Annotated in this window: 28 protein-coding genes; 21 read left to right on the top strand and 7 right to left on the bottom strand. The window is 70.0% G+C overall.

Going from position 1 to position 26,939, the window contains the following annotated elements; genetic code table 11:
* Positions 1-146: 146 nt before the first annotated feature.
* Together ABZ664_RS19365 and ABZ664_RS19360 are read left to right on the top strand one after the other, a co-directional pair.
* Positions 147-2,462, top strand: coding sequence for a phosphoketolase family protein (locus ABZ664_RS19365; protein WP_362511183.1), 2,316 nt, complete (start codon positions 147-149; stop codon positions 2,460-2,462).
* Positions 2,463-2,620: 158 nt separating this feature from the next.
* On the top strand, positions 2,621-3,283 hold the full coding sequence (locus ABZ664_RS19360) for a CBS domain-containing protein (protein WP_362511180.1): 663 nt from the start codon (positions 2,621-2,623) through the stop codon (positions 3,281-3,283).
* Between the two features lie 49 nt (positions 3,284-3,332).
* Here the strand turns inward: ABZ664_RS19360 and ABZ664_RS19355 are convergent, their stop codons facing one another.
* Positions 3,333-3,857, bottom strand: coding sequence for a transposase (locus ABZ664_RS19355; protein WP_362511177.1), 525 nt, complete (start codon positions 3,855-3,857; stop codon positions 3,333-3,335).
* Between the two features lie 72 nt (positions 3,858-3,929).
* On the opposite strand from ABZ664_RS19355, the gene ABZ664_RS19350 reads away from it, so the two are divergent.
* A complete protein-coding gene (locus ABZ664_RS19350) occupies positions 3,930-4,940 on the top strand; it encodes a hypothetical protein (RefSeq protein WP_362511174.1) in 1,011 nt (336 codons plus the stop codon).
* 139 nt (positions 4,941-5,079) lie between these two features.
* On the opposite strand, the gene ABZ664_RS19345 is transcribed toward ABZ664_RS19350, so the two are convergent.
* A complete protein-coding gene (locus tag ABZ664_RS19345; protein WP_362511171.1) occupies positions 5,080-5,514 on the bottom strand; it encodes a DUF1801 domain-containing protein in 435 nt (144 codons plus the stop codon).
* Between the two features lie 87 nt (positions 5,515-5,601).
* Here ABZ664_RS19345 and ABZ664_RS19340 point away from each other — a divergent pair, with 87 nt between their 5' ends.
* The 5 genes from ABZ664_RS19340 to yjfF all read left to right on the top strand — a co-directional run bounded on the left by ABZ664_RS19340 (position 5,602) and on the right by yjfF (position 11,932).
* The gene (locus ABZ664_RS19340; protein WP_362511168.1) at positions 5,602-6,186 is read left to right on the top strand and encodes an XRE family transcriptional regulator; all 585 of its coding nucleotides are present in this window, start codon (positions 5,602-5,604) and stop codon (positions 6,184-6,186) included.
* A gap of 1,059 nt (positions 6,187-7,245) precedes the next feature.
* Complete coding sequence (locus tag ABZ664_RS19335) at positions 7,246-8,244, top strand: ABC transporter substrate-binding protein (RefSeq protein ID WP_362511165.1); 999 nt, start codon at positions 7,246-7,248, stop codon at positions 8,242-8,244.
* A gap of 33 nt (positions 8,245-8,277) precedes the next feature.
* On the top strand, positions 8,278-9,789 hold the full coding sequence (locus tag ABZ664_RS19330) for a sugar ABC transporter ATP-binding protein (protein WP_362511161.1): 1,512 nt from the start codon (positions 8,278-8,280) through the stop codon (positions 9,787-9,789).
* On the top strand, positions 9,786-10,940 hold the full coding sequence (locus ABZ664_RS19325) for an ABC transporter permease (RefSeq protein WP_362511158.1): 1,155 nt from the start codon (positions 9,786-9,788) through the stop codon (positions 10,938-10,940). Before ABZ664_RS19330 ends, ABZ664_RS19325 begins: the two co-directional genes overlap by 4 nt.
* Positions 10,937-11,932 carry a galactofuranose ABC transporter, permease protein YjfF gene (yjfF, locus tag ABZ664_RS19320; protein ID WP_362511155.1) on the top strand — a complete coding sequence of 332 codons (996 nt, stop codon included), beginning with the start codon at positions 10,937-10,939 and terminating at the stop codon, positions 11,930-11,932. The genes ABZ664_RS19325 and yjfF overlap by 4 nt, the downstream gene beginning before the upstream one ends.
* A 113-nt stretch (positions 11,933-12,045) precedes the next feature.
* Here yjfF and ABZ664_RS19315 read toward each other — a convergent pair whose 3' ends face one another.
* Complete coding sequence (locus ABZ664_RS19315; RefSeq protein ID WP_362511152.1) at positions 12,046-12,672, bottom strand: helix-turn-helix domain-containing protein; 627 nt, start codon at positions 12,670-12,672, stop codon at positions 12,046-12,048.
* 40 nt (positions 12,673-12,712) lie between these two features.
* Between ABZ664_RS19315 and ABZ664_RS19310 the strand changes: the two genes are divergently transcribed.
* The 6 genes from ABZ664_RS19310 (at position 12,713) to pcaG (ending at position 16,542) form a co-directional block, all read left to right on the top strand.
* A complete protein-coding gene (locus tag ABZ664_RS19310) occupies positions 12,713-13,402 on the top strand; it encodes a hypothetical protein (protein WP_362511149.1) in 690 nt (229 codons plus the stop codon).
* A 261-nt stretch (positions 13,403-13,663) separates the two neighbouring features.
* The gene (locus ABZ664_RS19305) at positions 13,664-14,443 is read left to right on the top strand and encodes a CoA transferase subunit A (RefSeq protein ID WP_362511146.1); all 780 of its coding nucleotides are present in this window, start codon (positions 13,664-13,666) and stop codon (positions 14,441-14,443) included.
* The gene (locus tag ABZ664_RS19300; protein ID WP_362511143.1) at positions 14,440-15,069 is read left to right on the top strand and encodes a CoA transferase subunit B; all 630 of its coding nucleotides are present in this window, start codon (positions 14,440-14,442) and stop codon (positions 15,067-15,069) included. Before ABZ664_RS19305 ends, ABZ664_RS19300 begins: the two co-directional genes overlap by 4 nt.
* The gene (locus tag ABZ664_RS19295; protein ID WP_362511140.1) at positions 15,066-15,200 is read left to right on the top strand and encodes a hypothetical protein; all 135 of its coding nucleotides are present in this window, start codon (positions 15,066-15,068) and stop codon (positions 15,198-15,200) included. Before ABZ664_RS19300 ends, ABZ664_RS19295 begins: the two co-directional genes overlap by 4 nt.
* Before the next feature lie 6 nt (positions 15,201-15,206).
* Positions 15,207-15,968: a protocatechuate 3,4-dioxygenase subunit beta gene (pcaH, locus tag ABZ664_RS19290; RefSeq protein ID WP_362511137.1), complete on the top strand. Its 762-nt coding sequence runs from the start codon at positions 15,207-15,209 to the stop codon at positions 15,966-15,968.
* A gap of 49 nt (positions 15,969-16,017) precedes the next feature.
* Complete coding sequence (pcaG, locus tag ABZ664_RS19285; protein ID WP_362511134.1) at positions 16,018-16,542, top strand: protocatechuate 3,4-dioxygenase subunit alpha; 525 nt, start codon at positions 16,018-16,020, stop codon at positions 16,540-16,542.
* Between the two features lie 194 nt (positions 16,543-16,736).
* On the opposite strand, the gene ABZ664_RS19280 is transcribed toward pcaG, so the two are convergent.
* Both ABZ664_RS19280 and ABZ664_RS19275 read right to left on the bottom strand, forming a co-directional pair.
* A complete protein-coding gene (locus ABZ664_RS19280) occupies positions 16,737-17,225 on the bottom strand; it encodes a GNAT family N-acetyltransferase (RefSeq protein ID WP_362511131.1) in 489 nt (162 codons plus the stop codon).
* 124 nt (positions 17,226-17,349) lie between these two features.
* The gene (locus tag ABZ664_RS19275) at positions 17,350-18,585 is read right to left on the bottom strand and encodes an MFS transporter (protein WP_362511128.1); all 1,236 of its coding nucleotides are present in this window, start codon (positions 18,583-18,585) and stop codon (positions 17,350-17,352) included.
* A gap of 127 nt (positions 18,586-18,712) precedes the next feature.
* Between ABZ664_RS19275 and ABZ664_RS19270 the strand changes: the two genes are divergently transcribed.
* Positions 18,713-20,164, top strand: coding sequence for a PLP-dependent aminotransferase family protein (locus ABZ664_RS19270; protein WP_362511126.1), 1,452 nt, complete (start codon positions 18,713-18,715; stop codon positions 20,162-20,164).
* A 70-nt stretch (positions 20,165-20,234) separates the two neighbouring features.
* Here ABZ664_RS19270 and ABZ664_RS19265 read toward each other — a convergent pair whose 3' ends face one another.
* Both ABZ664_RS19265 and ABZ664_RS19260 read right to left on the bottom strand, forming a co-directional pair.
* Positions 20,235-20,456: a helix-turn-helix transcriptional regulator gene (locus ABZ664_RS19265; RefSeq protein WP_362511123.1), complete on the bottom strand. Its 222-nt coding sequence runs from the start codon at positions 20,454-20,456 to the stop codon at positions 20,235-20,237.
* Entirely contained in the window at positions 20,456-20,953 is a 498-nt protein-coding gene (locus tag ABZ664_RS19260) for a DUF2975 domain-containing protein (protein ID WP_362511120.1), read from the bottom strand. The genes ABZ664_RS19265 and ABZ664_RS19260 overlap by 1 nt, the downstream gene beginning before the upstream one ends.
* Positions 20,954-21,085: 132 nt before the next feature.
* Between ABZ664_RS19260 and argG the strand changes: the two genes are divergently transcribed.
* The 6 genes from argG to ABZ664_RS19230 all read left to right on the top strand — a co-directional run bounded on the left by argG (position 21,086) and on the right by ABZ664_RS19230 (position 26,918).
* On the top strand, positions 21,086-22,534 hold the full coding sequence (gene argG, locus ABZ664_RS19255; RefSeq protein ID WP_362511117.1) for an argininosuccinate synthase: 1,449 nt from the start codon (positions 21,086-21,088) through the stop codon (positions 22,532-22,534).
* Positions 22,535-22,717: 183 nt separating this feature from the next.
* Positions 22,718-23,905, top strand: coding sequence for a sensor histidine kinase (locus ABZ664_RS19250; RefSeq protein ID WP_362511114.1), 1,188 nt, complete (start codon positions 22,718-22,720; stop codon positions 23,903-23,905).
* Positions 23,902-24,561 carry a response regulator transcription factor gene (locus tag ABZ664_RS19245; RefSeq protein ID WP_362511111.1) on the top strand — a complete coding sequence of 220 codons (660 nt, stop codon included), beginning with the start codon at positions 23,902-23,904 and terminating at the stop codon, positions 24,559-24,561. Before ABZ664_RS19250 ends, ABZ664_RS19245 begins: the two co-directional genes overlap by 4 nt.
* An 85-nt stretch (positions 24,562-24,646) precedes the next feature.
* Positions 24,647-25,360, top strand: a complete 714-nt coding sequence (locus tag ABZ664_RS19240) for an ATP-binding cassette domain-containing protein (protein WP_362511107.1) — start codon at positions 24,647-24,649, stop codon at positions 25,358-25,360.
* Positions 25,357-26,157, top strand: a complete 801-nt coding sequence (locus ABZ664_RS19235) for an ABC transporter permease (protein ID WP_362511104.1) — start codon at positions 25,357-25,359, stop codon at positions 26,155-26,157. The genes ABZ664_RS19240 and ABZ664_RS19235 overlap by 4 nt, the downstream gene beginning before the upstream one ends.
* On the top strand, positions 26,154-26,918 hold the full coding sequence (locus tag ABZ664_RS19230) for an ABC transporter (protein ID WP_362511101.1): 765 nt from the start codon (positions 26,154-26,156) through the stop codon (positions 26,916-26,918). Before ABZ664_RS19235 ends, ABZ664_RS19230 begins: the two co-directional genes overlap by 4 nt.
* Positions 26,919-26,939: the final 21 nt, after the last annotated feature.

Genomic DNA, 26,939 nt, shown 5'->3' with positions numbered 1-26,939 from the left:
AGGTCCGGTGGTGGTTCCACGCGCCTGCCCCCGCCCCCGTTGGTCCCTGTACGCCCTCGTGCGTGTGGTGCGCCCGCGCCGCGCGATGTGACGAACGTGTTCGCCGTATCGGGGTTTGAACGCCTCAGCCGAGGAACTGTCGATGTATGGACGCACTCGCGCATGTCGACGCCTACTGGCGCGCGGCCAACTATCTGTCGGTCGGTCAGATCTACCTGCTGGACAACCCGCTGCTGACCGAGCCGTTGCGGCCCGAGCACATCAAGCCGCGGCTGCTGGGACACTGGGGGACCACTCCGGGACTGAACTTCTGCTTCGCCCACCTGAACCGGATCATCACCGAACGCGACCAGGACATGATCTATATCGCCGGTCCGGGCCACGGCGGCCCGGCGGCGGTGGCGCATGCCTGGCTGGAAGGTTCCTACACCGAGTGCTATCCCGACATCTCCCGTGACGGGGAGGGGATGCGGCGGTTGTTCCGGCAGTTCTCCTTTCCCGGTGGCATTCCCAGCCATGTGGCGCCCGAGACGCCTGGTTCGATCCACGAGGGCGGGGAGCTCGGGTACGCGCTGGTGCATGCCTACGGGGCCGCGTTCGACAACCCGGAGCTGGTGGTGGCGTGTGTCATCGGGGACGGAGAGGCCGAGACCGGGCCGCTGGCGGCCAGCTGGCACTCCAACAAGTTCCTCGATCCAAGCCGTGACGGCGTGGTGTTGCCGATCCTGCACCTGAACGGCTACAAGATCGCCAATCCCACCGTGCTGGCCCGTATTCCGGAAGAAGAGCTCCTCGCGCTGATGGAGGGGTACGGATACCGTCCGCACGTGGTGGCCGGGGACGAGCCCGAGGCGATGCACGAGCTCATGGCCCAGACGCTGGAGACGGTCTGGGAGCAGATCGCCGACTACCGGCGGGGACGGGCCGACCGGCTACCGATGATCGTTTTGCGGACGCCGAAGGGGTGGACCGGCCCCAAGCGGGTCGACGGCCTGCCGGTGGAGGGCACCTGGCGCTCGCACCAGGTGCCGCTGTCGGGGGTGCGCGACAACGGCGAACACCTGGCGATGCTGGAGCAGTGGATGCGCTCGTACCGGCCGCAGGAGTTGTTCGACGCCGACGGGCGGCCGGTGGCCGAGATCCTGGCCACAGTGCCCGAAGGGCCGCTGCGGATGAGCGCCAACCCGCATGCCAACGGCGGCGAACTGCTGCGACCGCTGGCGTTGGGCGATTTTCGCGAGCACGCGGTCAAGGTCACCTCACCGGCCACCGCCAGCAGTGAGCCCACCCGGGTGCTGGGTGAGTTTCTGCGCGACGTCATCGCCGCCAACCCCGAGACCTTCCGGCTGATGGGCCCCGACGAGACCGCCTCCAACCGGCTGCAGGCGGTCTTCGAGGTCACCGACCGCGCCTGGAACGCCGAGATCCGCGATGGGGACGACCACCTCCAGGCGGGCGGCCGGGTGATGGAGGTGCTCAGTGAGCACCTGTGTCAGGGCTGGCTTGAGGGCTACCTGCTGACCGGCCGCCACGGGTTGTTCAACTGCTACGAGGCGTTCATCCACATCATCGACGCGATGTTCAACCAGCACGCCAAGTGGCTGGAGTCCTCGCGGAAGATCGGCTGGCGTCGCCCGGTGGCCTCGCTGAACTATCTGCTGTCGTCGCACGTGTGGCGCCAGGATCACAACGGTTTCTCCCACCAGGACCCCGGCTTCCTGGACGTGGTGATGAACAAGAAGGCCGAGGTGGTGCGGGTTTATCTGCCGCCGGACGCCAACACGCTGCTGTCGACGGCCGATCACTGCCTGCGCTCGCGCGACTACGTGAACGTGATCGTGGCGGGTAAGCAGCCGGTGCTGGATCTGATGGGGATGGACGAGGCGATCGCCCACTGCACCCGAGGGCTGGGCATCCTGGAGTGGGCCAGCACCGACGCCGGCGTCGAGCCGGATGTGGTGCTGGCGTGCGCGGGCGACGTGCCCACCCTGGAGACGCTGGCGGCGGCCGCGCTGCTGCGTGAGCATCTGCCCGAACTACGGGTCAGGGTGGTCAACGTGGTGGACCTGATGCGGTTGCAGCCGCCGTCGGAGCATCCGCACGGCATGTCGGACGCGGACTTCGACACGGTGTTCACCGCTGACCGGCCGATCATCTTCAACTTCCACGGCTATCCGTGGCTGATCCATCGTCTGACGTATCGGCGCAACGGTCACGAGAACATCCACGTGCGGGGTTACAAGGAGGAGGGCACCACGACCACGCCGTTCGACATGGTCATGCTCAACGACATCGACCGGTTCCATCTCGTGATGGACGTCATCGACCGGGTTCCCGGGCTGGCCGAGCGGTCGGCGCACCTGCGCCAGCACATGGTCGACGCCCGCCTGACCGCCCGCGCCTACACCCGCGAGCACGGTGAGGACCTGCCCGAGATCCGCGACTGGACCTGGCCCCACTAAAGAACCCGCCCCGGTGCCCCGCGTCCGCCCTGGGACGGGTGCGGGGCACGAGATGGCAGATCATCGTCGCGCGCAGACCATAAGTCCTCCTGTTCAGGGACTTTCGCCGCTGACGCCCCCAGGACCGCCTTGCGATGCTCGTCGTGAGGAGGTGCGTCATGAAGGTCAGGGAAGTCATGGGCGGCACGGCGATCGCGGTGCGGCCGGAGGCGACGTTCGCCGAGATGGTCGACGCCATGCGACGCTTCAAGGTCGGCGCGCTCACCGTCATCGACGCCGACGATCATCCCATCGGCGTGGTCTCCGACGATGATCTTCTGCTCAGGGAGACCGATTCGGGCGCGCGCGCCGGCGGCGTCTTCGACAGTCACAAAAGACGCCAGGAGCACCGTAAAGCCGCGGGCGGCACGGCCAGGCAGATCATGACCACCCCCGCGATCACCATCACGAAGGACGCCGCCGTCCGGGACGCGGCACGGCTGATGCACCGGCATCGGATCAAGCAGCTACCGGTGATCGACGCGGTCACCGGGCGTATCACCGGCACCGTTCACCAGAGCGATCTGCTCAAGGTCTTCGCCCGCCCGGCCGAGGAGATCGAACGCGAGGTCGCCGAGGTCCGTGACCGGCTCGCCGTCGCCCCGGAGGCGATGAGCGTGGCCGTCGAGGCGGGGGTGGTCACGCTGAGAGGGCGGCTCCCCTTCCGGTCGCAGATCGCGCCCCTGGTCGCGGCGGTCGGCGAGATCGAGGGTGTCCTCGAGGTCGAGAACGCCCTCACCTGCCGATCCGATGACCTCGTTCCCGTTCCGCCGTTCCTGTGACAGGGGTGAGACCGTGACTCCTCCGCTCCCTGAAGGGAGCGGCTTCTCGTTAAGCCGCTCGCGCGGCGTCGCGAAGGGCAAGCCCTGCCCTGAGGATGTTGGTCGCCGCGTTCACGTCGGCGTGCGCGGCATGCCCGCACGATACGCACCGGAACTCGGCTTGGGTGGGGCGGTTGCCCTTCGCGCAGTGCCCGCAACGGGCACAGGTGCGGGAGGCGTTGGCGGGGTTCACCGCGATCAGCTCTCGACCGGCGCTTTCAGCCTTGTGCGACAGGATCGTCAGGAACACCCCCCAGCCCGCGTCCAGGATGCTGCGATTGAGACCGGACTCGGCCGCCACGTTACTGCCGGGCGCCTGAAGCGTGCCGGACGCCGAGCGGGTCAGGTTCGCGATCCGCAGGTCCTCGTGCACGATCACGTCGTAGTCGCGAACCAACGCGAGGGCGGCCTTGACGCGGGCGAAGAACGCGGCGAACGCCTTGTCCAGGCGGCGCAGGGTGGCCTGCTGGGAGACCGTATCGAATACCGGAAAGAGGCGACGCGGAATGCGCGAACCTGTCAGGCCACTACACACTCGGGCCTGGACGGCCCTCCCGCTCCCGATTCCCCCGTCGCCTGAAGGCGACGGTCCCCTCGGGAGGAACTGATGGACAAGGGGAAGATCATGAACGTCCGCACCGGCGAGGAGATCACCTCGGTGATCCGCACGGCGCTTCAGGCCGCCACGTGGGCACCGTCGGTGCACAACACCCAGCCGTGGTCCTTCGGTGTCGACGGCGACGAGATCGCGTTGCGCGCCGACAGCGACAGGAAACTGCGGATCGGTGACGCCGCCGGCCGGGAGATGCTGATCAGTTGTGGCGCGGCCCTGATGAACGTGCGGCTCGCGCTGCGCGCGCTCGGCTACGAGCCGCACGTGCGTGTGCTGCCCGACCCCGACCGCCCGGCGCTGCTGGCCACGATACGGCCGGGAGCGGCCATACCCGCCGACGAGAGCGCCCGGCTGTTGTATGCCGAGATCGAGCGTCGCCGCACCCACCGGGCCGGTTTCACCGAGCTGCCCGTCCCGGAGCGTCTTGTCGAGACGCTGGTGGCCGAGGCGGACGGTGAGGGGGCGCGGCTGACACCGGTCCGCTCCGAGGCGGCGATCCGGGTGCTCGCCGCGATCACCTGCGCCGCCCAGGACGTGCAGTCGCAGGACCGGGCGCTGTCGCTGGAGCTGATCCGCTGGGCGCGGCCGCCGGGTAGCGCCCGCGCGGACGGGGTCCCGGCCGAGGGCTACCCGCGCACTCCCCGGCGGACCCGCCCGCACTTCGCCCAGCGTGACTACACCCACGGCCATCCCTGGGGCAGCGAGAGCGACCAGTTCTTCTCCGTCTCCACCGGTGTCGTGGCGGTCCTGACCACGAAGGGCGACTCCCGCGAGGACTGGATCACGGCCGGTCAGACGTTGCAGCGCGTCCTGCTGCGCGCCTGCGCCCACGGTCTCAGCGCGGCCTTCCACACCCAGGCTCTGGAGATTTTTCACCTGCGGGAATTCCTGCGTCAGGAGTTGTGCTCGCAGGAGTACCCCCAGATGATCATGCGTCTGGGCGTCACCTTCGACGAGGGCAAGGGAGTCCGCCGGCCGGTCACCGACATGCTGGAAGAACGCTGACCGAACCGCGAGGCGGTCAGGAAGGCCGTGGATGCGCGCCTCGGGCGGCGTCGCCTTTCCCGGGTCGCGCGGGGTCACCGGCAGGCGTGCCGTGCCGCGAAGCCACCCTCGAGGGCCGGGCAGTGGTGATCGTCGGCGCTCACCCGGCCCGGTCGACGCCCCTGTGCACCCGAGCCGCGCGGTCGACGAGCTCACGCAGTGCGCTCTCGTCGACGTCGTCGAGCCTTTTCAGGTAGAGACAACCTTTTCCGGCTTTGTGAGGACCCAGCCGGGTGAGCACCGATGCGTATCGCTCCTCGAACCCGCCGATCAGGTAGACGACGAGATGCTGCTTTCGCGGCGAGAAGCCCACCAGAGGCCAGTCGCCCGTGCGCCCGCTCTCGTAGGTGCGATGGTAGCTGCCGAAGCCGACGATGCTCGGGCCCCACATCACCGCGGGCGCACCGGTCACCTCGCACAGGACCGCGCGCAGGCGCTCCGCGTCGGCTCGCCGGCGTTGGTCGGGGACCGTGGCCAGAAAGTCGTCGGCGCTCACGCCGGTCGGAACCGTCACCGGCTGTTTCGATGTGGCCATGGAGGCATGCTGCCACGCCGGTGCGACAAAAACCTCGTGAGGTACCGGGACCGCCGCAAGGCCGGCTTCCCTGTGACAATTGGTCTCATGGACAAGATCGCTCAAGCTCTGTCCGAGGTCGGGCCTCGCCTCAAGCGGCTCAGGATCCAGCGTGAGATCACCCTCGCCGCGCTGTCCGAGGCGACCGGGATTTCGAAGAGCACGCTGTCTCGCTTGGAGTCCGGGCAGCGCAAGCCGAGCCTGGAGCTGTTGTTTCCCATCGCCCTGGCCCACCAGGTGCCGCTGGACGAGTTGGTCGGCACGCCCGAGGTGGGCGATCCCAGGGTCCGGCTCACGCCTCGCCGCGCGCACGGCCGGATCGTGGTCCCGCTCACCCGTCAGCCGGGGGGCATCGCCGCCTGGAAGATCCTCGTTCCCGCGGACCAGACCGAGCCCGATCCCAGGGTTCACGACGGCTATGAGTGGCTTTATGTGCTCTCCGGGCGGTTGAGGCTCGTGTTGGCCGACCATGACCTCGTGCTGGTCGCGGGTCAGGTCGCCGAGTTCGACACCCGGCTCCCGCACTGGTTCGGCAGCGCGGGGGCGGGGGCGGGGGCGGTGGAGATCCTCAGCCTCTTCGGTCCCCAGGGGGAGCGCATGCACGTCCGCGCCCAGCCCCGGGCCAAAGGGTAGCGCCGCACGGGAGGGTCTCTCCGTGCCGGTGGAGCGGAGGGCGGGTGCCGACGAGAAGAGAGGGAGGCCGGCGAATCGAATCGTCGCGGTCGAGGCCGTCGGTGGCCGTCGGCGCTTCCCGGGAGCCGCCCGGCGGGCACGGCCGACTCGGGACGCACGGCCGGGCTCCCGTCGCACGGTTCCGGGTGAGACTTTTTGTTAGCGTTAACATCTCGCGTCGGTTTTCACGCCACCTTCTTGGAAAAGTGTGCCCTTGGGAAAACGTCTCGCGAAGGAAGGATGCGTGCCGCCGGGTGGCGGTGCGGCCATCGCGATGCGGGAGGCGGCCCGGTTACTGATATGTTTCAAACACGAGTTTTGTCGTTAACGTAACCGCTGTCAATACCCATTTTCCGCTCTCCGGTCTCGTGGTGGCGCCGAACCGGTATCGGGGTGGGGTGCGGAGCGCATGCCCGTGGCGGTCGGCGGAGAGCCTCGCGACCGCCGCCCCGCGTCGCCGCCCCTCGCGTGTTTTCCGGTGTTTCCGGTGGGCGGGTATCCCGGTCCTGCTCCGTGTCCAGGTCGGCTCTCCCGGAGCCGGGAGTCATGGTGAGTAATGTCCTCGCCTGTGGCAGTGGATGGTCGAGGTCTAGCAGAGCCCAGGTTTCCGGTGTGATTAGACCGTAATAAGGCGACCGCTTGACGGCACGGTTGTTAGCGTTCACAGTCTTGTCCAACGCAAGATGAGGAGCGGCCGTGCAGACAGGTGTGGAGCTCCAACCGCCGGTAACGGCCGAGGCGAGCATGTCGCGCCAGACGGTCGCCCGGCTACACAACGGACCTTCGGGCGCGTGGGAGAAAACACGCGACCGGAGACTGCGGAACTGTGAAGTGGTGTGGTATCGACGTGCCGTCATAGCAGGTCCAGGCGTCGGGCGTGGTGCGCGGACATCCATCGCGTGCCCTCGATCGCCTTGCGGGTGAGCGGCGCTTCGTCGACGCGGCCGTCAACCCGGACGACCGGCGCCAATCATGGTCCTCCGTTCAAATGTTAACGCTCACATAGAAGGACATCCCCCCATGTTCCGAAAGATCTCAGCGCTCGTCCTGGCGGGCGTCATGGCCGCGGCGATGACAGGTTGCAGCAGTACGGAAGGACCGGACACCGCCGACGCCGGCGGCGCCGGAGCCGGTGCCAACGACACGATCGTGATGGGCTTCTCCCAGGTGGGTGCCGAAAGCGGGTGGCGCACCGCCAACACCAAGTCGGTGCAGGAGTCGGCGAAGAGCGCCGGCATCGAGCTGAAGTTCTCCGACGCCCAGCAGAAGCAGGAGAACCAGATCAAGGCGATCCGGTCCTTCGTCCAGCAGAAGGTCGACGTCATCGCGTTCTCGCCGGTGGTGGAGTCCGGCTGGGACACCGTGCTGAAGGAGGCGCAGAACGCCAAGATCCCGGTGATCCTGACCGACCGGGCGGTGGACTCCGCGGACAAGACCCTGTACAAGACCTTCCTCGGCTCCGACTTCGTGGAGGAGGGCAGGAAGGCCGGCCAGTGGCTGGTGGAGGAGTACAAGGACTCCACCGACCCGGTGAACATCGTCGAGCTCCAGGGCACCACCGGCTCGGCCCCGGCCAACGACCGTAAGGAGGGCTTCGGTGAGGTGATCGCGGCCGACTCGAAGTTCAAGATCGCCGCTTCGCAGACCGGTGACTTCACCCGGGCCAAGGGCAAGGAGGTCATGGAGGCGTTCCTGAAGTCCACCCCGGACATCGACGTGCTGTTCGCGCACAACGACGACATGGGGCTGGGTGCCATCGAGGCGATCGAGGGCGCGGGCAAGGTGCCTGGCAAGGACATAAAGATCATCACCATTGACGCCGTGAAGGACGGGATGCAGGCCCTGGCCGACGGGAAGATCAGCTACATCGTCGAGTGCAGCCCGCTGCTTGGCCCCCAGCTGATGGACCTGGCCAAGAAGGTCGTCGCCGGTGAGCAGGTCCCCGAGCGCGTGGTGACCGAGGAGACCACCTTCACCCAGGAGCAGGCGAAGGAAGCCCTCCCCAACCGCCAGTACTGAGCCGCCCACCTGGGAAAGAGAGGAGAGCGCGGCATGGACCAACCGGCACCGATCGTACGGATGAGCGGAATCGGCAAACGATTCCCCGGCGTCAAGGCCCTGGATGATGTCGGCTTCCGTTTGCTGCCGGGCGAAGTGCACGCGCTGATGGGAGAGAACGGCGCGGGGAAGTCGACACTGATCAAAGTCCTGACCGGCGTGTACGGCGTCGACGAGGGCGAGATCGAGCTGGCCGGGAAGCCTGTCGCCTTCTCCAGTCCGTCCGCCGCCCAGCAGGCCGGTATCAGCACGGTCTACCAGGAGGTCAACCTGTGCGGGAACCTCTCGGTGGCGGAGAACATCTTCGTGGGCCGCGAACCCCGCCGTTTCGGCCGCATCCGGTGGCGGGAGATGCGCCGCCGGGCCGAGGAACTGATGGACGGCCTGGATCTGCACATCGATGTGTCGGCGCCGCTGGCGTCGTGCTCGCTGGCCGTCCAGCAGATGGTGGCGATCGCCAGGGCGGTCGACATCGAGGCCAAGGTGCTGATCCTCGACGAGCCGACCTCCAGCCTCGACGCCGGCGAGGTGGCCCAGCTGTTCCGGGTGATGCGCCGGCTGAAGGAAAAGGGCATCGCCATCCTGTTCGTCTCGCACTTCCTCGACCAGATCTACGAGATATCGGATCGCATGACGATCCTGCGCAACGGGAAGCTCGTGGGGGAGTACCTCACCCGCGAGCTCTCCCAGGTCGACCTGGTCGCCAAGATGATCGGGCGGGAGCTGGCCGATCTGGAGAAACTCGAAGGAAAGCCGCCCGCTCGGGTCGCGGAGCCGCTGGTGGAGGCGAGCGATCTCGGGCGGGCGGGCGGTGTCAACCCCTTCACGCTCACCATCAGGCAGGGTGAGGTGATCGGGCTGGCCGGGCTGCTCGGCTCCGGCCGTACCGAACTGGCGCGCCTGCTGTTCGGCGCCGACCACGCCGACAGCGGCTCGCTGCGGGTCGAGGGCAGGCGGATCGCGCTGCGCACACCGAGGGCGGCGATGAACCATAAGATCGCCTTCTGCTCGGAGAACCGCCGGGCGGAGGGACTCGTCGACGAGCTCACGGTGCGGGAGAACATCGTCCTCGCGCTGCAGGCCGCGCGCGGCTGGAGCAGGCCGTTGTCCCGGCGCAAGCAGGACGAGCTGGTCGCCAAGTACATCGCCACGCTGAACATCCGGCCGGGTGATCCCGAGCAACCGGTCCGCACCCTCAGCGGAGGCAACCAGCAGAAGGTGCTGCTGGCCCGGTGGTTGATCATGGAACCCCGGCTGCTCATCCTTGACGAGCCCACCCGGGGGATCGACGTCGGTGCGAAGGCGGAGATCCAGCGGCTGGTCGTCGAGCTGTCCGACGGTGGCATGGCCGTGCTGTTCATCTCCGCTGAGCTGGAGGAGGTCCTGCGGCTCAGCCACCGGGTCGGGGTGCTGCGCGACCGTACGCTGATCGCCCAGCTCGACAACGACGACGCGCTCACCACCGATGTCCTGATGCAGAAAATCGCGAGTGGAGCACCGGTATGAGCCCTGTGGGAAACGGCGCCTTCGGTGCCCTCGGCGCGCTGACGCGGCACCGGCTGCTCTGGCCCGCCGTGATCCTGGGCGCGTTGCTCGCGCTCAACGTGGTGTTCACCGACAACTTCCTGAACGTGCAGATGAGGGACGGCCACCTCTACGGCAGCCTCATCGACATCCTCCGCTTCGGGGCGCCGCTGATCCTGGTCTCGCTGGGCATGACGCTCGTCATCGCCACCGGCGGCATCGACCTGTCGGTCGGATCGGTGGTGGCGATCAGCGGGGCGCTGGCCTGCATGCAGATCAGCGACCTGGCCGATCAGAACGCCGTCGGCGGGGTGCTGTCGGCGATCGGCCTCACGCTGTTGGTGATACTCGTGCTCGGGGCCTGGAACGGGTTCCTGGTGGCCGCCATCGGCATCCAGCCGATCATCGCGACGCTGATCCTCATGGTCGCGGGACGGGGTCTGGCCCAGCTGATCACCGACGGGCAGATCATCACGATCAACAGCAGCCCGTACAAGCTGATCGGCGGCGGCTACTGGCTCACGCTCCCGTTCGGCATCCTCATCGTGATCGCGCTGATCGCGCTGACCGCCTTTCTTACCCGGCGGCTCGCATTGGGCATGTTCATCGAGTCGGTCGGCGGCAACGCCGAGGCCAGCAGGCTGTCCGGGATCCGCTCCCGGGGCGTGCTGATCGTGGCATACACCTTCTGCGGGCTGTGCGCGGGCATCGCGGGTCTGATGATCAGTTCCAACGTGTCCAGCGCGGACGGCAACAACGCCGGCCTGTGGATCGAGCTGGACGCGATCCTGGCCGTCGTCATCGGCGGCACCTCGCTGGCGGGGGGCCGGTTCTCGCTCAGCGGCACCGTGCTGGGGGCGCTGATCATCCAGACCCTGACCACCACGATCTACTCGATCGGCGTGCCGCCCGAGACGACGCTGCTGTTCAAGGCCCTCGTGGTGACCATCGTGTGCCTGCTGCAGTCGCCCGCCTTCCGGCAGAAGGCGTTCGGGTGGAGCAGACGTCCTGCCCCACCGCCTCCGGTTCCCAAGGAGGAGCCCGGCCGCCCCTCCGCGGGTCCGGGCGCCGTCGCCGAGCAGGCGCGGGAAGAGGGCGGGCAGGCAAGGGAAGAGACTGTGAGGAACAGATGACGACGGACACCATCACGGCCGGTCCTGCCGGGCGGCTCGCGATCCCCCGCAGGTACGTTCCGGTCGCGGTGACCGCGGGCCTGCTCATCGCGATGTTCACGGTCGGCGGCATCCGGTACGAGGGGTTCGCCAGCGGCCAGGTGATACTCAACGTCTTCGTCGACAACGCCTTCCTGCTCGTCGTCGGCGTCGGCATGACGTTCGTGATCCTCGCCGGCGGCATCGACCTGTCGGTGGGCGCGGTGGTGGCGCTGTCCACGATGATCACGGCCAGTCTCGTCACGAACCAGGGCTGGCCGGCGCCGGTGGTGATCGTGCTGGTGCTGGCCGTCGGCGCGGCGCTGGGAGCCGGGATGGGGGCGATCATCCATTACTTCCAGGTCCAGCCCTTCATCGCGACCCTCGCCGGGATGTTCCTGGCGCGCGGTCTGTGCTACACGATCGGCACCGACTCGATCCCGATCACCGACGGTCTCTTCACCGCCTTCGCGCAGACCAGGATCGACCTGGTCGGAGAGATGTGGATCTCGCCCAGCGTGGTGATCGCCACGGTGGTGGTGCTGGTCGCCGCGTACGTGCTGCACTACACGCGTCTGGGCCGCACGGTCTACGCCGTCGGCGGCAGCGAGCAGTCGGCGCTGCTCATGGGTCTTCCTGTGGGACGGACGAAGATCGCCGTCTACACGATCAGCGGGTTGTGCTCCGCGCTCGGCGGGATCCTGCTGTCCTTCTACATGCTGTCCGGGTACGGCCTGCACGCCGTCGGCATGGAACTGGACGCCATCGCGGCCGTGGTCATCGGCGGCACGCTGCTCACCGGCGGTTCCGGGTATCTCTTCGGCACCGTTCTGGGCATTCTCGTCCTCGGCCTGACCCAGACGATCATCAGCTTCGAGGGAACCCTCAGCTCCTGGTGGACCAAGATCTTCATCGGCCTGCTGCTGTTCGCCTTCATCCTGCTGCAGCGGCTCATCGGCGTCCGGCGGACCTGAGACTCGGCACGGCCGTCCAGGACCCCGGACGGCCGTGCCCGACTCTGCGTCCTCCTCCGGCGCGCAGGCGCGGGTCCTGGCCCGGGGAGCCGACGGCGGCGCGGAAGGCGGCTTCACTCCAGAAGCTGGCGGGCCAGCGCCTCGCCCCACCACCGCTCGACGCGGCCGGGTGACCAGCCGCGCTCGACGGTGAGCGTGGTGTAGACGTCGACGTTGCACAGGGCCGCATAGACATCGACGGCGGACCGTACGTCCAGGCCGCTCCGCAGGACGCCGTCCGGCCAGGAGGAGAACACCAGTATCCGGGTCTCATCGCCTCGCCTGCGGCCGTCGTGGTAGGCCGTCGCCAGCTCGGGCTCGGTGCGGGCCGCCTCGCGTACCAGCGCGATGACGTCGCCCGCGCGTTCGAACAGCCGCCGGTCGTAGGCGGCCATCGCCGCGAGTTGCCGCTCGGGGGACGCGGTCGAGGACTCCAGCTCTTGCAGCATCCGCGAGGCGTCGGCCGACAGGTCGGCCGAGTCCGCCAGCGCCCGGGTGAGCCCCGCCTTGTTCCCGTACGCGGCGTAGACCGTCGGTGTGGAGACTCCCGCCTCGCGGGCGACGTCTCGCACGGTGGTCGCCGCCCACCCCTGGGAGACGAACAGCCCGCGGGCGGCGCGGGCGATCTCCGCCCGGGTCTCCCGCGCCTGCGTCGCCCGGCGCAACGAGTCGTAACGGCGCCGGTCCGGCTCTGCGCTCACTGGCTTCCTTCAATCATTTTACGCTGCTTATAATGAATAAATGTTACGTCAAACGTTCGGAGGGGCCGCCCTGGGCTTCTCCCGGATCACCGGTATCGCCGCCCTCGGCTTCGCCGGTGCGATCGTCCTCGCCAACGCGATTATGGTCCCCGCGGGTCTGCCGCTCACCGGTGCCGAGATCGGCGAGGTCAACGCGTTCTTCGGCGCCAGGGGCGACGCCGTCGCCGTCGCGTCCGCCCTCACTCCCGCAGCCTGGCTCCTGGCGACCCTGTTCGGCGCGGGCGCGGTCTCCGCGCTGCGGCGTTCGGAGCGCGACCGGGGCGAGGCGTGGTCACTGCTCGGATTCGCCGGCCTGGCGCTGCAGAACGCCACCTTCGCCGCGGTGATCGCGATCCGCCTCGCGCTCACCTTGACGGCCGCGCCCGGCAATGCCACGACCGGGGGGTTGTGGGTCCTGCACGACGCGCTGTTCACCCTCAACGGCACGTTCCTCGCGCTCGCCCTCATCGGCCTGTCCGTCGCCGGCCTGCGCGCCGGTCTCATCCGGCCGTGGCACGGCACCCTGGGGCTGACAGCGGCCGCGCTGCTGTTCGGCTCCGCCACCCTCACGCCCCTGATCATCGACCACGCCGGTCCCCTCGGTCTCCTCGGTCTCGCCGGTTGGCTGATGTGGGTCGTCTGGATCATCGCGTACGGCCTCACCCTGATCCGGCTGAACCCCGCCCCGTGACGTCGCGGCGAGCGGTGCGGGTGCGGGCGGACCGGCGGTCGCCCGGTCGCGCAGGTCGCCCGCGGCTTCGGTCGTGCCCAGAACGGTTCGCGGCGCGCAAGCGGCTCTTTCGTCCCGTACGGGTGCGGCCACCGGAACCGGGCCCGGCTCGACGGGCCGGTGAACGAGAGGGCTTTGACAGGAAAGTCGCGGATAAGCATACTCGGATGCGCAATAGTGAACGAAAGTTCGCACAGCGAACGCATGGCGGGACGGAGTGTCGTGCGCAGGGACAAGGTGGTCGCCGACGCCGCGGAGGCGCTGGCGGATGTGCGTGACGGCGCGTCGTTCGCGGTGGGCGGGTTCGGCCTGAGCGGCATCCCGAACGTGCTGATCCAGGCCCTGTACGACACGGGCGTACGCGGCATCGGCGTGGTGTCGAACAACTGCGGAGTGGACGGCGGCGGCCTGGGCGTCCTGCTCGCGGCCGGGCGGATCGGCCGGGTGACGGCCTCCTACATCGGTGACAACAGGGAGTTCGCCCGGCAGTATCTGAACGGGGAGCTGGAGGTGGAGCTGACCCCGCAGGGCAGCCTGGCCGAGCGGCTGCGCGCGGGAGGCTGCGGCATCCCCGCCTTCTACACCCCGGCCGGAGTCGGCACGCCGGTCGCCGAGGGCGGGCTGCCGCTGCGGCACGGCCCGGACGGCTCGGTGCTGCTCGCCTCGCCGCCCAAGGAGGTGCGCGAGTTCGGCGGACGGGACTACGTGCTGGAGTACGGCATCACCACCGACTTCGCGCTGGTGCGGGCGGCCAGGGGAGACCGGTACGGCAACCTCGTGTTCAACAAGGCCGCCGCGAACTTCAACCCGCTGGCCGCGATGGCCGGCCGGGTCACGATCGCCGAGGTCGAGGAGCTGACCGAGCTCGATCCCGACGAGGTCCACCTGCCAGGCGTGTTCGTCCAGCGCGTCGTGCGGCTCACCCCGGAACAGACCGCCGACAAGGCCGTCGAACGGCGCACCACCTCCGCTCCCGCGCCTCGGGAGGAGGACGCCTCATGAGCTGGAGTCGTGACCAGATGGTCGCGCGCGCGGCGGCCGAGCTGCGCGACGGCGACTACGTCAACCTCGGCATCGGCCTGCCCACCCGCATCCCCTCCTTCCTGCCGGCGGAGGTGGACGTGATCCTGCACTCGGAGAACGGCATCCTGGGCGTCGGCCCCTACCCCGCTCCCGACGACGTCGACCCCGACCTGATCAACGCCGGCAAGGAGACCGTGACCGTGCTCGCGGGCGCGTCGTTCTTCGACTCCTCGCTGTCGTTCGGCATGATCCGCGGTGGTCACATCGACGTGGCGGTGCTGGGCGCGATGCAGGTCTCGGCCCGCGGCGACCTCGCCAACTGGATGGTCCCCGGCAGGCTCGTGAAAGGCATGGGCGGCGCGATGGACCTGGTCCACGGTGCCCGCAGGGTCATCGTGATCATGGAGCACACCGCGAAGGACGGCTCGCCGAAGATCGTCGAGGAGTGCTCGCTGCCCCTCACGGGCAAGGGGTGCGTGCACCGGATCATCACAGACCTCGGAGTCCTCGACGTCACGGGGGAAGGACTGGCGCTGGTGGAGACCGCGCCCGGGGTGAGCCCGGCGCAGCTGCGCGATCGTACTGGCGCGCGGGTGAGAGAGTGAGGACGGTCTTCGCCGAGGACGCCGTACGCGCACCGTCCGGCCGTCAGGACGCCGACGATCCCGCCGCGCACGCCACAAGGACCCTCGCGTCCGGCTCCGGCCGGGACCCGGCCCTCGTTCCCGGAAGGTAGGAGTTCATGTCAACACCGCCCACGCAGGCCGACATCGACCGCGAGATCGCCGAGCTCCGCGAGCTCCGCGAGCCCCGCGAAGCCGGGGAGAGACACCACCCGTCCCGCGACTACGCCCCCTACCGCAGCACCGCGCTCCGTCACCCCGGGCAACCGCTGATCGCGCTCAAGGACCCGGACGCGGCCGAGCTCACCGGGCCGGTCTTCGGCGTCACCGACGTCACCGCGCTCGACGCCGACCTGACCAGGCAGCATCTCGGCGAGCCGCTGGGCGAGCGCATCACCGTGCACGGCCGCGTCCTCGACAGGAACGGACGCCCGGTGCGCGGCCAGCTCGTGGAGGTATGGCAGGCCAACGCCTCCGGCCGCTACCCGCACCAGCGCGACGACCACCCGGCCCCGCTCGACCCCAACTTCACCGGGGTCGGCCGCTGCCTCACCGACGACGACGGCGGCTACGCCTTCACCACGATCAAGCCCGGCGCCTACCCGTGGCGCAACCACGTCAACGCCTGGCGTCCCGCGCACATCCACTTCTCCGTCTTCGGTACCGCCTTCGCCCAGCGCCTGGTCACCCAGATGTACTTCCCGAACGACCCGCTGTTCCCCTACGACCCCATCCTCAACTCCGTGACCGACGACCGAGCCAGGCAGCGCCTGGTCGCCGCCTACGAGCACGACCTGTCCGTCCCCGAGTGGTCCCTCGGCTACCGGTGGGACATCGTCCTGGACGGCCCCGCCGCCACCTGGACGGAGGAGAGCCGTTGACCTCCTCCCCAGGGCCGAGGCCCGGGGCCTCCGCGCTCAAGGAGTTTCGATGAACCCGACCCCCTCGCAGACCGTCGGCCCCTTCTACGGCTACGCGCTCCCGTTCCCCGGCGGCGGCGACATCGCGACCGGCGGGATCATCGTGCACGGCTACGTGTACGACGGCGCCGGCGCCCCGGTGCCGGACGCGCTGCTGGAGTTCTGGCAGGCCGCCCCGTCCGGCGACCTCACCGGCGCGCCGGGCACGTTGCGCCGCGACGCGGTGAACGGCGCGGTCCTCGGCAGGAACGGTGTCGACTTCACCGGCTTCGGCAGGGTTCCCACCGACGCCGACGGCCGCTGGACGCTGCGCACCCTCGTGCCGGGCAACGGCTACATCAGCGTGTGCGTGTTCGCCCGCGGCCTGCTGCACCACCTCTACACCCGGATCTACCTCGCCCACGACGCCTTCCTCGACTCGATGCCGCCCGAGCGCGCGCACACGCTGCTGGCCACGCCGGAGCGAGAGGGCGTCCACCGCTTCGACGTCCACCTGCAGGGCGAGAAAGAGACGATCTTCTTCGACCTCGGCTGAACAGCGGCCGCCCACCGCGAGCGAGTCCGTCCGCCGCGCCGTGCGCGACGTCGGGCGTGTGGAGCGCCCATCCACCGCGAGCGAGTCCGTCCGCCCTGCGGTGCGTGACACCCGGCGCGGGAAGCACCTCCACGGTCATGGCGCCGGTGCCGGCGGGGTCGCGTGTCACCCGCGACCCCGCCGGCGCCGCGCGATCAGAGGGACCTGTACATGATGTGCAGTCCGACGTAGCCCTTGTCCGGATGCTCGAAGCCCTCCGGCAGGGTCGCCAGCACCTCGAAGCCCAGCGAGCGCCACAGTGCCACCGCCCGGGTGTTGGTCTCCACGACGGCGTTGAACTGCATCGCCCGATAGCCCTCGGCGCGCGCCCACTCCAGGACGTGCTCGCCCAGGGCCCGCCCGACGCCGCGCCCGGCGTGGCCGGGGTCGACCATGAAGCTCGCACTGGCGATGTGCGAGGCGGGCCCCATGTGGTTGGGATACATCTTGGCCGAGCCCAGGACGGTCCCGTCGGCGTCGACGGCGACGACCGTGCGGCCCGGAGGTTCGGGAAACCACAGCTCCCGGGCCCGCTCCTCGCTGACGTCGCGGTCCCAGGTGTAGGTCTCGCCGGCGGCCACGATCCGGTGCAGGAAAGGCCAGATCGCCGGCCAGTCGCCGGACGTCGCATCTCTGATCAGCATGACGCCCAGCATGCTGTTCGAGGTGGTGGAGCCACAAACCGTTTTTCGCGGAAAAGCGGGAAGGCGAGGGCGGCCCGGCGGCGGGCACCGCGCCACCGCTTCCTCCGCGGCATGGGCGGCCGTCTCACCGGCCACCCGTCGCCGTGATCGGCTCTGTGCGCCGGGTCCGCAGGGCCCAGCGCACGGCCGGTCCCATGGCGAGGCCGGCCAGCAGGAAAAGGCCACCGAGCACCAGCCAACCCGGAGTTCCCCAGGTGAGGATCAGCGTCGTGAGCAGTAGGGGGCCGAGCATCCTGGCGACCGCCGCACCGGACCCGAAGAAGCCCTGGTACTGGCCCTGCCTGTCGGCGGGGGCGAGATCGAATCCGATCTCCCAGGCGCCGGAGGCGTGCGCCATCTCGCCGAACACCTGAAGACAGGCCGCGAGGAGCAGGACGAACGCGGCGGCCCACGCCGAGGACCAGGCCGACGACAGGGCGAACACCGCGCACGCGGCGAACAGCACCGCACCCGCCCGCCGCACGGACCGGGAGGCGGTCTCCAGATCCGTGACCCGCCGGGCCACCCGTACCTGGAACAGCACGACGCCCAGAGTGTTGAGGACCAGCAGGGCCGAGACCGTCCAGTTCGGGGCCTCGGTCCGCTGGACGATCCACAGGGGGATGACCAGGCTGAGCAGTGGCATGTTCAGCAGCGTGACCATGTTGAGCAGGGAGATGAGCGCGTACGGCCTGTCCCTGAGCACCGCCAGTGCCGGTTCGCCCGCCGGTGCGGCCGCGGTGGGCGGCACCGGGGGAAGGCGGAGCAGGATCAGGGCCGAGAGCAGGAAGCTCAGCGCGTCCATCGCGAGGACCGCCAAATAGGCGGCCCGGGTGTCGAGGTGCAGTGCCACCCCGCCGAGCGCGGCGCCTACAGCCAGCCCGGCGTTCGCCGTCGCCTGCAGGTGGGCCCGGATCCGGGTGCGCCGCTCCCTGTCCACCAGGCCGGCGAGCAGCGCCTGCCTGGCCGCGGCGAGACCGCACTGCGAGGTCGCGTACAGGCAGGCGACCACCACGAACAAGGGAAAGGAGTGGACGAACAGAAACGAGCCCACCGAGGCGGCGGTGGCGACGGCGAGCAGGACCGCCGTGCCGCGAGGTCCACGGCGGTCGGCGAGGTGGCCGAGCGGGACCCCCGCCACGAAGCCGACGGCCCAGCCGAGTGTGAGCGCGAAGCCGACCTGGGTCGGCGAGAGTCCCACGATCCGGATGAAGTAGAGCGCCGAGCACACGTAGTACGCGCCGTCCCCGATGGAATTGGTGAGCTGTGCGAGGGCGAGGACTCTGGGCGGCCCGGCAGGGGGCATGATCCGGCTGAACACGGGACTCCTCGGTCGCTACGTGGCCGACATGGCTCCTCGCCGGCCCAGGGGCAACCATATGGAGCCGATTGACCCCGCATAAGATCCAATATGAGGGCAACTCATTGGGCCAATACGAGAGGGCGAGATGGACTTCCACGTGAGCCTCACCGGGCGCGGCGACCTGTCCGCCCGCATCTACCGGCAGCTCCTGGACGCCGTCCTCGACGGTCGCCTGCGCCCGGGGGAGCGCCTGCCCGCGACCCGGGAGCTGGCGCGGCGGCTCGACGTGTCGCGCAACACCGTGGCCGTCGCCTACGAGCGGCTGGCCGCCGAGGGGATTCTCGTCGGCCAGGTCGGGGCGGGCACCTTCGTGTGCACCGAGCCCCTCACCGGGCCCCTCGCCGGAGTCCGCTCGAGGAACGCTCCCGCGGGCGGCGTACGTCCCCGCCGCCACTGGCGCCTTGAGACCGCACCGCCGGCCGAACCGGAAGGGGAGCCGGTCTACGACTTCGGGGTGGGCGTTCCCGACGCGCAGCTGTTCCCGCTCGAAACGTGGCGCAGGCTTGTCACCCGCGAGTTGCGCCCGGCGCTGGCGCGCTCCGCCGGTTACGGCGATCCCTCAGGACACGCGGGACTGCGAGAGGCGCTCGCCCGCCACGTCGGCGTCTCCCGCTCGGTGCGGGCGAGCGCCGACGACGTTCTCGTCACGCAGGGAGCCCAGCAGGCACTCGACCTGATCGGCCGCGTCATGATCGAGCCCGGCTGCCGCGTGGCCGTCGAGGAGCCCGGCTACCCTCCGGCCAGGCTGCTGTTCGAGTCGCTGGGCGCGCGGGTCGTCGGCGTCCCCGTCGACGGGGAGGGACTGGACGTGGCGGCCCTTCCCGACTCAGCCCGCCTCGTCTACGTCACGCCGTCCCATCAGTTCCCGCTGGGGATGCCGATGTCCCTCGGCCGCCGCGCCGCGCTGCTCGAATGGGCCGGGCGGCGCGGGGCCGTGGTGATCGAGGACGACTACGACAGCGAGTTCCGTTTCGAGGACCGTCCGCTCGAACCGCTCCAAAGCCTCGACCGCGGCGGTCACGTCGTCTACGTCGGCTCCTTCTCCAAGACGATGCTGCCGATGCTGAGACTGGGCTTCCTGGTCGCCCCCGCCTCGCTCCAGCCCGCCCTGCGCGCCGCCAAGCGGCTCACCGACTGGTGCGGAGACCTTCCCAGCCAGGCGGCGCTGGCCGCTTTCATCGGCGAGGGCCTGCTCGGGCGGCACGTCCGCAAGGCGACGCGCGAGTACGCGGCCCGCCGCGAGCGAATCGTCACTGTCCTGCGGCGTGACCTTCGCGACTGGCTGGAGCCGGTTCCCTCCGCCGCCGGCCTCCACCTCTGCGCCTATCTGACCCCGGCCGCAGGGGCCGACACGGCCCCTGTGAGGGCGTACGCGCGAAAGGCGGGTATCGCGCTGCAGGACCTCGCCCCCTACTACGGCGAGACCTCCGCGCGGGCGGGACTGCTGCTCGGGTACGGTTCGATCCCCACGGAGAGAGTCGAACCTGGTCTGAGGCTGCTCGCCGAGAGCTTCCGCGAGACGCGGAGGTCCCGGTGATCGGCGCAGGAGAACGTGGGGTGTCCGGCCGCTGACACGGTCCGCCGGATCCTGGCGCCGAGTGCCGGCGTCATCCGTCCGCGGCGTCCTCGGCCTGCCAGCGCAGCAGGTCTCCCGGCTGGCACTCCAGCACCTCGCAGAGCGCGGCGAGCGTCGTGAAGCGCACCGCCTTGGCGCGGCCGTTCTTGAGCACCGCCAGGTTGGCGGGCGTGATCCCGACGCGGTCCGCGAGCTCGCCCACGGACATCTTCCGCCTGGCCAGCATGACGTCGATGTCGACGGTGATCGGCATCAGATCACCTCCTCCAGCTCTGCCCGCATCCGCGCCGCCTCCACGTCGCGTGCGACGGCCTGGGCGAGCAGCATCCGCAGCACGAGCACGACGAGCGCCACCCCCAGGACCGCCGTGGCGGCCCCGCAGATCAGCAGGACCATGCCCGGGGGGACCGGGTCGCCCGGCGCCAGGAGGACCGCGAGCGCGAACACCAGGAGGGCGGCCGCCGTGATCGCGCCGATCACGGTGTGAACGTACCGGAAGGCGGCGTGGGAGAACACGGTTCCGCGTCGCACCATCGTCACCAGCCGCCACACACAGACCAGGACGACCTGGATCGTCACCACGCCCAGGAAGACGATCACGAGGAGCGGGGCGCGCAGGTACGCGACGTCCGCGTCGAGCGCCTCCAGGTCGACGGCGAACAACGGCACCATCACCGCCTGGACGAACACCGATCCGGCGAGCAACACCACGAGCACGGCGCGAAGCGCGAGCACCGTTAATCTTCCCATCGTCTCTCCCTCTATCGAGCAACGATGTAAATATATCGATTTTCGATAGGTTCAGCAAGAAGTCGGGCTGCTCCGGGAGATGAAGAGCTGGAATTTTGCATAGTCATGCGTCGTGATGCATACTCTTGTCTCATGTCCAAGGTTCTCACCTCCTTGCCCGCGGGCGAGCGCGTCGGCATCGCCTTCTCCGGCGGCCTCGACACCTCGGTCGCCGTCGCGTGGATGCGCGACAAGGGTGCCGTTCCGTGCACCTACACCGCCGACATCGGCCAGTACGACGAGCCCGACATCGCCTCGGTGCCCGGCCGTGCGCTGGCGTACGGCGCCGAGATCGCACGCCTGGTCGACTGCCGCGCGGCGCTGGTCGAGGAGGGCCTGGCCGCGCTCACCTGCGGCGCGTTCCACATCCGCTCGGCCGGACGTCCCTACTTCAACACCACGCCGCTCGGTCGCGCCGTCACCGGGACCCTGCTGGTCCGGGCGATGATCGACGACGACGTGCAGATCTGGGGCGACGGCTCGACGTTCAAGGGCAACGACATCGAGCGGTTCTACCGCTACGGCCTGCTCGCGAACCCCCACCTGCGCATCTACAAGCCCTGGCTGGACGCCGACTTCGTCTCCGAGCTCGGCGGCCGCAGGGAGATGTCGGAGTGGCTGCTCGCCCACGGCCTGCCCTACCGTGACAGCACCGAGAAGGCATACTCGACCGACGCCAACATCTGGGGCGCCACCCACGAGGCCAAGACCCTGGAGCACCTCGACACCGGCATCGAGACCGTGAACCCGATCATGGGCGTGCGATTCTGGGATCCCGAGGTCGAGATCGCCACCGAGGTCGTGACCATCGGCTTCGAACAGGGCCGCCCGGTGACGATCAACGGCAAGGAGTTCGCCACCCCCGTCGACCTGGTGATGGAGGCGAACACGATCGGCGGGCGGCACGGCATGGGCATGTCCGACCAGATCGAGAACCGGGTGATCGAGGCCAAGAGCCGGGGCATCTACGAGGCGCCGGGGATGGCACTGCTGCACGCGGCGTACGAGCGGCTGGTCAACGCGATCCACAACGAGGACACCCTGGCGAGCTACCACAACGAGGGACGGCGGCTCGGCCGGCTGATGTACGAGGGCCGCTGGCTCGACCCGCAGGCGCTGATGCTGCGAGAGTCGCTGCAGCGCTGGGTCGGCACGGCGATCACCGGCGAGGTGACGCTGCGGCTGCGCCGCGGTGAGGACTACTCGATCCTGGACACCTCGGGACCGGCCTTCAGCTACCACCCGGACAAGCTGTCGATGGAGCGCACCGAGGACTCGGCGTTCGGCCCGGTGGACCGGATCGGCCAGCTCACCATGCGCAACCTCGACATCGCCGACTCGCGCGCCAAGCTGGAGCAGTACGCCGGCCTCGGCATGGTCGGCACCACCCACCCCGCGCTCATCGGCGCAGCCCAGGCGGCCTCGACCGGGCTGATCGGCGCGATGCCACGCGGTGGCGCGGAGGCCATCGCCTCGCGCGGCGAGGTCTCCGACGACGACGAGATGCTCGACCGCGCCGCGATGGAGTTCGGCACCGACTGACAGAGACGATGTAGGTGAGCACCTTCCGCCGGGGGCTGACCCACCGAGTGACCGGCTTGGGGTCTTCGACAGGATCCGTCCTTCGAGGACTCACCCGCCGGCCTCTCGGTCGCCCGCGTGCGGGAAGAGCGGGCGCGCGTCCGCCGTCCGGGACGGGGCCCGCCGGTGGGATACCGTTCCAGCGTGGACAGGGCCGTACCGGCCGCGGCGGGACCGCCGCGGCCTTTCGTGGACGCGGCGGCCGCGCTCGTGGTCGTCGGGACGTTCTGGCTCCCCCCGGTCATCGGCGCGGCCGGCCTCTGGCGCCCGGCAGCCGGGATGGCGCTGGCCACGGTCGCGGTGGCGGCGATGCTGCTGCGCTGGCGGTGGCCGGTGCCCGCGGTGGCGGCGGCCGGGGCCGCGACGGTGGTCGCGACCTTGCTGGGGGTGTGCCAGGATCCGATGCTCGCCACGGCCTGGTGCCTGTACCCGCCGGCGCTCACCCGCGCGCCGCGGGTTCGCGGGCTCGCCCTCGTCGCGGTCGGTGCCGTCGCGGTCCTGGCGGCCGTGACGGCCGTCCCGCAAGACGGCCTGGGCGGCTCGGGCCGGCGGGTGGTGATCGCGATCGCGGCACTGAGCGTGTCGTGGTTGCTGGGGGTCGCCGTCGGCAGGCGGATCGAGTCCGTCCGGGAGGCCGAACGCGCCCGGGCGGTCGAGCGAGCCGCTCGCACGCAGCTCGAGGTCGCCCGCGAGGTGCACGACGTGGTGGGGCACGCCCTCGGGCTGATCAGCGCCGAGGCCGGGGTGACGCGGAGCCTTCCCGACGCGAGCGAGCAGGAGCTTCGCGACGCGCTCGCCGACATCGAGGATCACGCGAGGACGGCGCTGGAGGACGTCCAGTCGCTGGTCCGCTCGCTTCGGGCGGGGTCCGGCGAGGACCGGACGGACACGGCCGGGCCCGTCCCCGGCGTCTCGGACGTGCGTTCGCTCGTCGCGGCCACGCGTGCCGCGGGAGTACGTGTCGAGGCGCGGATCGCGACGCCCGGGCAGGGCGGCGAGATCGGTGAGGCCGCCGCGGCGGTCGCCTTCCGTATCGTTCAGGAGGCGCTGAGCAACGTGATACGGCACGCGCCGGGCGCCGCCTGCACCGTGGAACTCCATCCGGACGGCGACGCGCTCGTCGCGCGGATCCGCGACGACGGCCCCGGCGGGAAGGACGAGGATGTGTCCGGGTTCGGCCTGCTGGGGATGCGGGAGCGGGCGCGGCTGGCCGGTGGCACCGTGGCGTGGCGGAACCTGCCGGAGCGGGGATTCGAGGTCGAGGCCCGGCTGCCGCTGGGGGAGGATCGAGCCGGTCGGGAATCGGACGACGGCGACCGGGGGAGGAGATGACACCTGTCAGCGTGTTCCTTGCCGACGACGACGGCCGTTTCCGCGGCGTGTACCGGAAGCTGTTCGACCGCACCGAGGGGTTCCGCGTCGCGGGGGAGGCGGCCGGTGGCGTGGAGGCGCTGCGGCTGATCCTCGCGCTGCGGCCCGACGTGGCCCTGCTCGACGTGCAGATGCCGGACGGCGGCGGACTGGAGGCGGCCCGTGGCGTCCTCGCCGAGGCGGAGGGCACCCGGGTGATCATGTTGACCACGTTCGATCTCGACGAGTACGTCCACGAGGCACTCACCCTGGGCGCGTCGGGGTTCCTGCTGAAGAACGCCTCACCGCAGGAGGTGCTCCACGCGGTCCGTACGGTCCACGCGGGCCATGCCATGCTCGCACCGGAGGTCACCGCGAGGCTGGTGCGCCGGTTCGCGCCGGAGCGGTCGCGGCGCCGGCACGCGTTCGCGGACGAGGTGCTCTCCGCCAGAGAGGTGCAGGTGATCCGGCTGGTCGCCCGCGGATACTCCAACCAGGAGATCGCCGGTGAGCTCTTCCTGAGCACGGAGACGGTGCGCACGTATCTCAAGCGCGTGTTCGCCAAACTCGGCGTGAACGACCGCACCCGCCTGGCCGTGCTCGCCTACGAGGCGGGACTGCTGCACGAGCCCCGCTGAGGTGTCCCCTTTCGGGGGACGCGGCCCCGCACCCCGTCGCCGCAGGCTGGAGGACGTCGTCCAACGCGAGGGATCGGGGTGTGCGGTGATCGAGATCAACGGGCTCAGCAAGCACTATCGGAACAGGAAGGCGGTCGACGACGTCACGTTCACGGCCAGGCCGGGCCGTGTCACGGCGTTCCTCGGCCCGAACGGGGCGGGAAAGTCCAGCACGCTGCGCGTGCTGCTCGGCCTGGACGCGGCCACCGGAGGACGGGCACTGATCGGGGGGAGGCGCTACCGGGACCTGCGATACCCGCTGCGCACGGTCGGCGCCCTGCTGGACGGCGCGGGACCGGTGCCCGAGCGCCGCGCGATCGACCACCTGTCGTGGATCGCCCGGTCGAACCGGATCCCCCGGGAGCGGGTGCGGGAGGTCCTCGATCTCGTCGGCCTGGCGGACGCCGCGAGACACCGGGTGAAGAACCACTCGCTGGGCATGAGGCAGCGACTGGGGATCGCGGGGGCGCTGCTCGGCGAGCCGGAGGTCCTCGTCCTGGACGAACCCGTGAACGGGCTGGATCCCGACGGTATCCGCTGGGTCCGCGACCTGCTCAGGGAGCACGCGGCCCTGGGTCGTACCGTGCTGCTGTCGAGCCATCTCATGAAGGAGACGGCCGACACCGCCGACGACGTGGTGATCATCAATCGCGGCCGCATCGTCGTCCGGGGGACGCTCGCCGAGGTGACCGCCGGCCACGCCTCGCTGGAGGCGGCGTTCTTCGCGCTCACCGGCGACCGGGCCGGGGCACGCCGGTGAGCGGGATCTCCGCGGCCACTCGGGCGGAACTGAGCAAGATCCTCACCCTGCCCGGTGCGTGGATCGCCGCCGGTGTCATCCTCGCCCTGCACGTGCTGGTCCAGATCCCGCCCGCCGGACTCTTCGCCGACGCCGTCGCGAACATCACCTCCGAGGGCGTCATCGAGATCTTCGCCGGGCAGCCTCAGCCCGCCACCGAGGCGATCCTCGGCCTTTGCGCCGGGGCGTCGCTGCAGATGGGCCTGTTCCTGCCCGTGCTCGCCTCCGTGATCGCGGGACAGGAGTTCCGCTCGCGGCAGCTCGGCCTGACCGTGCTCGCGATGCCGCGGACGGTTCCCCTGCTGGTCGCCAAGCTTCTCGCCACGGCACTGTACGTGTCCGTCGTCGCGATCCTCATCGCGGGCATCAGTTCCGCGTTCGTCTACGCCGCCGTCAGGGACTGGAACCCGGGCCTGCTCGTCACCGGGGAGGCGCTCGTCGGCCACGGCCGGTTCGTCGCCTTCGCGGTCCTGTTCTGCCTCACCGCGTTCGCCGTCACCCTCACCGTGCGCGACACCCTGATCGGCGTCGTCGTCACCGTGGTGCTGATCACGGTCACGATGACCCAGGTCCTGGCCGGGATCGCGCCCGAGGTGGACGCGCTGTTCCCGCTCAGCGCGGCGAGGAATTTCATGCTCGACCCCGGCGTCAACGACCTCACGGCCGGCCGGGCGCACGGTCTGCTCGTCCTCGCCGGATGGGCCGCCGTGACCGCCGTCGCCGCGGGCGTCACGCTCGGCGCGAGGGACGCGCGATGAGCACCCGGACGATGGCGGCCATCCGGTTCGGCGACGTCCTGGCCGCTGAGCTGATCAAGATCACCACCCTCCCCGCCAGCTGGATCGCCCTCGCCCTCGGCTTCGGCGCCAACGGCCTGCTCGGGATCGTCGCGGCCACGGACACCGTCCGCGTCGCCGGTCAGGACGGTGGGATCCCGATCGCCGAGCTCGGCACCCTCACCCTCTCGCCGGTCTACGCGTTCGTCGCGATCGCGGTCTTCGCGGCCGGTGGCGAGTACCGTGGCGGCCAGTTGCGCGTCAGCCTCGCCGCCGTCCCCGGCCGCGACCTGCTGTTCGCCGCCAAACTCACCGCGAGCGCGGCCTTCGGCCTGGTCGCGTCGATTCCGGCCGTCCTGCCGGGACACCTCCTGCGGCACCTCCCGGCGATTCGGGCCGGGGAGACGGGAGTCGATGACGCCGTCGCCGGCCTCCTCGCGCTCCTGGTCGCCTATCTCCTGCTCGGCCTCGTCGGGTTCGGTCTCGCCGTCGTCACGAGAACGGTCGTCACCCCGCTCGTCACACTCCTCCTCACGCCCGTTCTCGTCTCACCGATGTTGCAGGGCGCCCTTCCCCACGTGGTGAGCCTTCTTCCGCACGAGGCGGCACTCAGCCTCATCGGCATGCCCGCCACCCCCGCCACCGCGCTCGGCCCGGTCGCCGGTCTCCTCGTGTCGGCCACCTGGGCGACCCTCTCCGTCGTCGCAGCCTGGCAGACCTTCGTACGCAGGGACACAATGTGATGATCATCCAGATTCGCCGTG

The sequence above is a fragment of the Streptosporangium sp. NPDC006930 genome (genome assembly GCF_040635605.1).
Classification (GTDB): Bacteria; Actinomycetota; Actinomycetes; order Streptosporangiales; family Streptosporangiaceae; genus Streptosporangium.
This window is presented reverse-complemented; position numbering and strand designations above follow the sequence as displayed.

Bases quoted from the DNA above. Each gene is read 5' to 3' on its own strand.
- ABZ664_RS19365 (WP_362511183.1), top strand. From the start codon at position 147: ATGGACGCACTCGCGCATGTCGACGCCTACTGGCGCGCGGCCAACTAT.
- ABZ664_RS19360 (WP_362511180.1), top strand. From the start codon at position 2,621: ATGAAGGTCAGGGAAGTCATGGGCGGCACGGCGATCGCGGTGCGGCCG.
- ABZ664_RS19350 (WP_362511174.1), top strand. From the start codon at position 3,930: ATGGACAAGGGGAAGATCATGAACGTCCGCACCGGCGAGGAGATCACC.
- ABZ664_RS19345 (WP_362511171.1), bottom strand. From the start codon at position 5,514: ATGGCCACATCGAAACAGCCGGTGACGGTTCCGACCGGCGTGAGCGCC.
- ABZ664_RS19340 (WP_362511168.1), top strand. From the start codon at position 5,602: ATGGACAAGATCGCTCAAGCTCTGTCCGAGGTCGGGCCTCGCCTCAAG.
- ABZ664_RS19335 (WP_362511165.1), top strand. From the start codon at position 7,246: ATGTTCCGAAAGATCTCAGCGCTCGTCCTGGCGGGCGTCATGGCCGCG.
- ABZ664_RS19330 (WP_362511161.1), top strand. From the start codon at position 8,278: ATGGACCAACCGGCACCGATCGTACGGATGAGCGGAATCGGCAAACGA.
- ABZ664_RS19325 (WP_362511158.1), top strand. From the start codon at position 9,786: ATGAGCCCTGTGGGAAACGGCGCCTTCGGTGCCCTCGGCGCGCTGACG.
- yjfF (WP_362511155.1), top strand. From the start codon at position 10,937: ATGACGACGGACACCATCACGGCCGGTCCTGCCGGGCGGCTCGCGATC.
- ABZ664_RS19310 (WP_362511149.1), top strand. From the start codon at position 12,713: ATGTTACGTCAAACGTTCGGAGGGGCCGCCCTGGGCTTCTCCCGGATC.
- ABZ664_RS19300 (WP_362511143.1), top strand. From the start codon at position 14,440: ATGAGCTGGAGTCGTGACCAGATGGTCGCGCGCGCGGCGGCCGAGCTG.
- pcaH (WP_362511137.1), top strand. From the start codon at position 15,207: ATGTCAACACCGCCCACGCAGGCCGACATCGACCGCGAGATCGCCGAG.
- pcaG (WP_362511134.1), top strand. From the start codon at position 16,018: ATGAACCCGACCCCCTCGCAGACCGTCGGCCCCTTCTACGGCTACGCG.
- ABZ664_RS19280 (WP_362511131.1), bottom strand. From the start codon at position 17,225: ATGCTGATCAGAGATGCGACGTCCGGCGACTGGCCGGCGATCTGGCCT.
- ABZ664_RS19270 (WP_362511126.1), top strand. From the start codon at position 18,713: ATGGACTTCCACGTGAGCCTCACCGGGCGCGGCGACCTGTCCGCCCGC.
- ABZ664_RS19265 (WP_362511123.1), bottom strand. From the start codon at position 20,456: ATGCCGATCACCGTCGACATCGACGTCATGCTGGCCAGGCGGAAGATG.
- ABZ664_RS19260 (WP_362511120.1), bottom strand. From the start codon at position 20,953: ATGGGAAGATTAACGGTGCTCGCGCTTCGCGCCGTGCTCGTGGTGTTG.
- argG (WP_362511117.1), top strand. From the start codon at position 21,086: ATGTCCAAGGTTCTCACCTCCTTGCCCGCGGGCGAGCGCGTCGGCATC.
- ABZ664_RS19245 (WP_362511111.1), top strand. From the start codon at position 23,902: ATGACACCTGTCAGCGTGTTCCTTGCCGACGACGACGGCCGTTTCCGC.
- ABZ664_RS19230 (WP_362511101.1), top strand. From the start codon at position 26,154: ATGAGCACCCGGACGATGGCGGCCATCCGGTTCGGCGACGTCCTGGCC.